This is a genomic window from Trabulsiella guamensis ATCC 49490 (assembly GCF_000734965.1).
Lineage (GTDB): Bacteria > Pseudomonadota > Gammaproteobacteria > Enterobacterales > Enterobacteriaceae > Trabulsiella > Trabulsiella guamensis.
The window spans coordinates 1-2,154 of the sequence record NZ_JMTB01000073.1 but is presented as its reverse complement, the minus strand read 5'-3'; the positions used below and the strand labels follow the sequence as shown (position 1 = coordinate 2,154).

The window sequence follows — 2,154 nt, the reverse complement described above, 5'->3', positions numbered from 1 at the left end:
TTCACCATAAACCAGTATTGCGAAATGCGCAATACAAAAAATGCGAAAATCGCAACGTTTGGCGCAAAAAAAAGCCGCCATTAAGGCGGCGGCTGGCTGGAACGTGGGTTATCCGTGTCTTTTCATTGCCTGTGACTGGCTTAGCATCACTTTACCAAACACATAAAAGCGCTCTTCGTTAGACTGGTCTACAGCCCACTCTTTGTACTTTGGATTATCAGATATCACCAGGATTTTATCCGGAACCATCTGTAACCGTTTTACGTAAATTTTATCATCAAAGCCAAATACGTATATGCCATCCCCATCGAATGAGCTGATCGAAACATCAACAAATATCAGGTCGCCAGGCTCTATGGTACCGGCCATGCTGTCACCACGGACGTTGACCACTTTAACTGTATCTGGTGCTCTTCCACCAAACAGGGAGGCGGCTTGCTCGTTGTTATATTCGATAGATCTTATTACATCAATCACGTCACCACTCTGGATGTAGCCCATGCCAGCGCTGGCGCTGACATCAAGCATTTCGATTCTAAACACCGCGCCACCCTCTCTATAAACCAGATTATCTTTACTGGGTTTATAAACAGTAGTGTCATTTGTAGTAGATGTAAAGAATTCAGCAACATCAACACCAAGAGCGGCTGCATATTTGCTAAGTGATTGTTCTGTGAATGATTTTTGCTTTCCTGTTTCTACGCGCGAAACATTAGCTCCGTCGATACCAACAGCATCAGCAAGGTCAGCAATTTTCATGCCTCTGGCGAGGCGCAATTCTCTAATGCGATTTCCTATGTTCATACGTCTTATTACATGTTGTTTTTGCGGAATGAGCAAAGCTACTTGCGCAAGTTAAAATCTCACGTTAATATGCAAGAAACGCAATCTAAGGAGGTTTTATGCAATCACCGTTGAGGGTTTTGCGTAAATCGCAGCACCTGACGCTATCACATGTTGCAAAAATGGTGGGCATTGATCAATCCAACTTAAGCCGGATTGAGCGGGGACAGCAAAAAGCTACGCCGGATGTAGCGGAAAGGCTGGTTAGTTTATTTCCTGGTCAGATTAACGAACTCCAGATTCTTTATCCACAGCGTTATATGAACCAGGCCGGAGCCAGCGACTCAGCAGAGGTGTGACATGACATACAAACTTTTAGCTAATGAATTACTGGCGGAAAAACTCATATCCATGCTTGCGGACACGGTTGCAGAGATTGAGAAGGAACGGAAGGAAAGAGTTGAAGCGATTGTTAAAAAAGCTGCTTCAACTCTCGGAATTGTCGAGAACTCACGCAAAGAAAAGGATTTATTGCGCCTCGACGCCGGATTTATGTCCATGAGCGAATTTATTCAGATTTATGGGGAAACCTAAAACAGTGCGAGTTGATACTGAAAGATTTCCGGCTATTTCGCGGTTTTATCTACAGCGCCTTTGGTTTGGTGGGTTAGCCGTCTTTTGGCAGGTCTCCCGCAAACCAGGCAGCGATTTTTTCCGGAAAACTTAAGGACAACGCTTTTGCTTCTGCCGAACAACCTGACGCAATAAGTGCTCTTTTATGTGCGGCGTCGCGGAGTAATCCGAGAGTGTGGTTGTCACTCTCTTCAGCCCTGAGGTATGCGGAATGGAGTTCTTCATCAGAAAAACCAGAAGGCTTGTTTATCAGCTCTTTCATTTTTCTGGATTGAGTTTCACACATCATTGCCGCTTTCCCTGGCTGCCATATGAAGCTGGCAACTGAAATCACGGCAATTATGCCTCCAAAAAGAGGAGCACTGCCATAAGACGCAAAGAGGGCAGACCCGAGAACAATCTGTACAAACGTCAATAGCTTATCGAGTCTGTTATAGAAAGTCGCTTGCATCATTTCAATGTGGAACGAGTAACGAACATTGAAAAGTATTGATTCACGGGTCATATGCAGCCTCACGGTTTTGTTGGTGGTTTTGGCGCAGGTGCCGGAGTCGGCCCCGGACGGTAAGGAACCTGGGAGTCAGGGCTTGGACCTGGTAAATCACCAAATTGATTAATAAGCATTTTACCCTCCATGGGCTTGTTTTGATGGAGTTCTCCACGTGGAAGGTGGAGTTCGTGCGCCGGACACGGGTAAGTTTCCGGCCCCAATAAAGGTGACGCCCGCGAGCATGCACA

At 45.8% G+C, this 2,154-nt stretch carries 4 protein-coding genes; 2 read left to right on the top strand and 2 right to left on the bottom strand.

Features of this window, described 5'->3' with window-relative positions:
- Positions 1-108 precede the first annotated feature (108 nt).
- Complete coding sequence (locus GTGU_RS10550; RefSeq protein WP_038156542.1) at positions 109-804, bottom strand: XRE family transcriptional regulator; 696 nt, start codon at positions 802-804, stop codon at positions 109-111.
- Between the two features lie 98 nt (positions 805-902).
- On the opposite strand from GTGU_RS10550, the gene GTGU_RS10545 reads away from it, so the two are divergent.
- The gene (locus GTGU_RS10545) at positions 903-1,142 is read left to right on the top strand and encodes a helix-turn-helix domain-containing protein (RefSeq protein ID WP_038156538.1); all 240 of its coding nucleotides are present in this window, start codon (positions 903-905) and stop codon (positions 1,140-1,142) included.
- Between the two features lies 1 nt (position 1,143).
- Positions 1,144-1,377, top strand: a complete 234-nt coding sequence (locus tag GTGU_RS10540; protein WP_038156535.1) for a hypothetical protein — start codon at positions 1,144-1,146, stop codon at positions 1,375-1,377.
- Between the two features lie 73 nt (positions 1,378-1,450).
- Here the strand turns inward: GTGU_RS10540 and GTGU_RS10535 are convergent, their stop codons facing one another.
- Positions 1,451-1,921 carry a hypothetical protein gene (locus tag GTGU_RS10535; protein ID WP_038156533.1) on the bottom strand — a complete coding sequence of 157 codons (471 nt, stop codon included), beginning with the start codon at positions 1,919-1,921 and terminating at the stop codon, positions 1,451-1,453.
- Positions 1,922-2,154: the final 233 nt, after the last annotated feature.

Coding starts and splice junctions, on each gene's coding strand:
- GTGU_RS10545 (WP_038156538.1), top strand. CDS start 903: ATGCAATCACCGTTGAGGGTTTTGCGTAAATCGCAGCACCTGACGCTA.
- GTGU_RS10535 (WP_038156533.1), bottom strand. CDS start 1,921: ATGACCCGTGAATCAATACTTTTCAATGTTCGTTACTCGTTCCACATT.
- GTGU_RS10550 (WP_038156542.1), bottom strand. CDS start 804: ATGAACATAGGAAATCGCATTAGAGAATTGCGCCTCGCCAGAGGCATG.
- GTGU_RS10540 (WP_038156535.1), top strand. CDS start 1,144: ATGACATACAAACTTTTAGCTAATGAATTACTGGCGGAAAAACTCATA.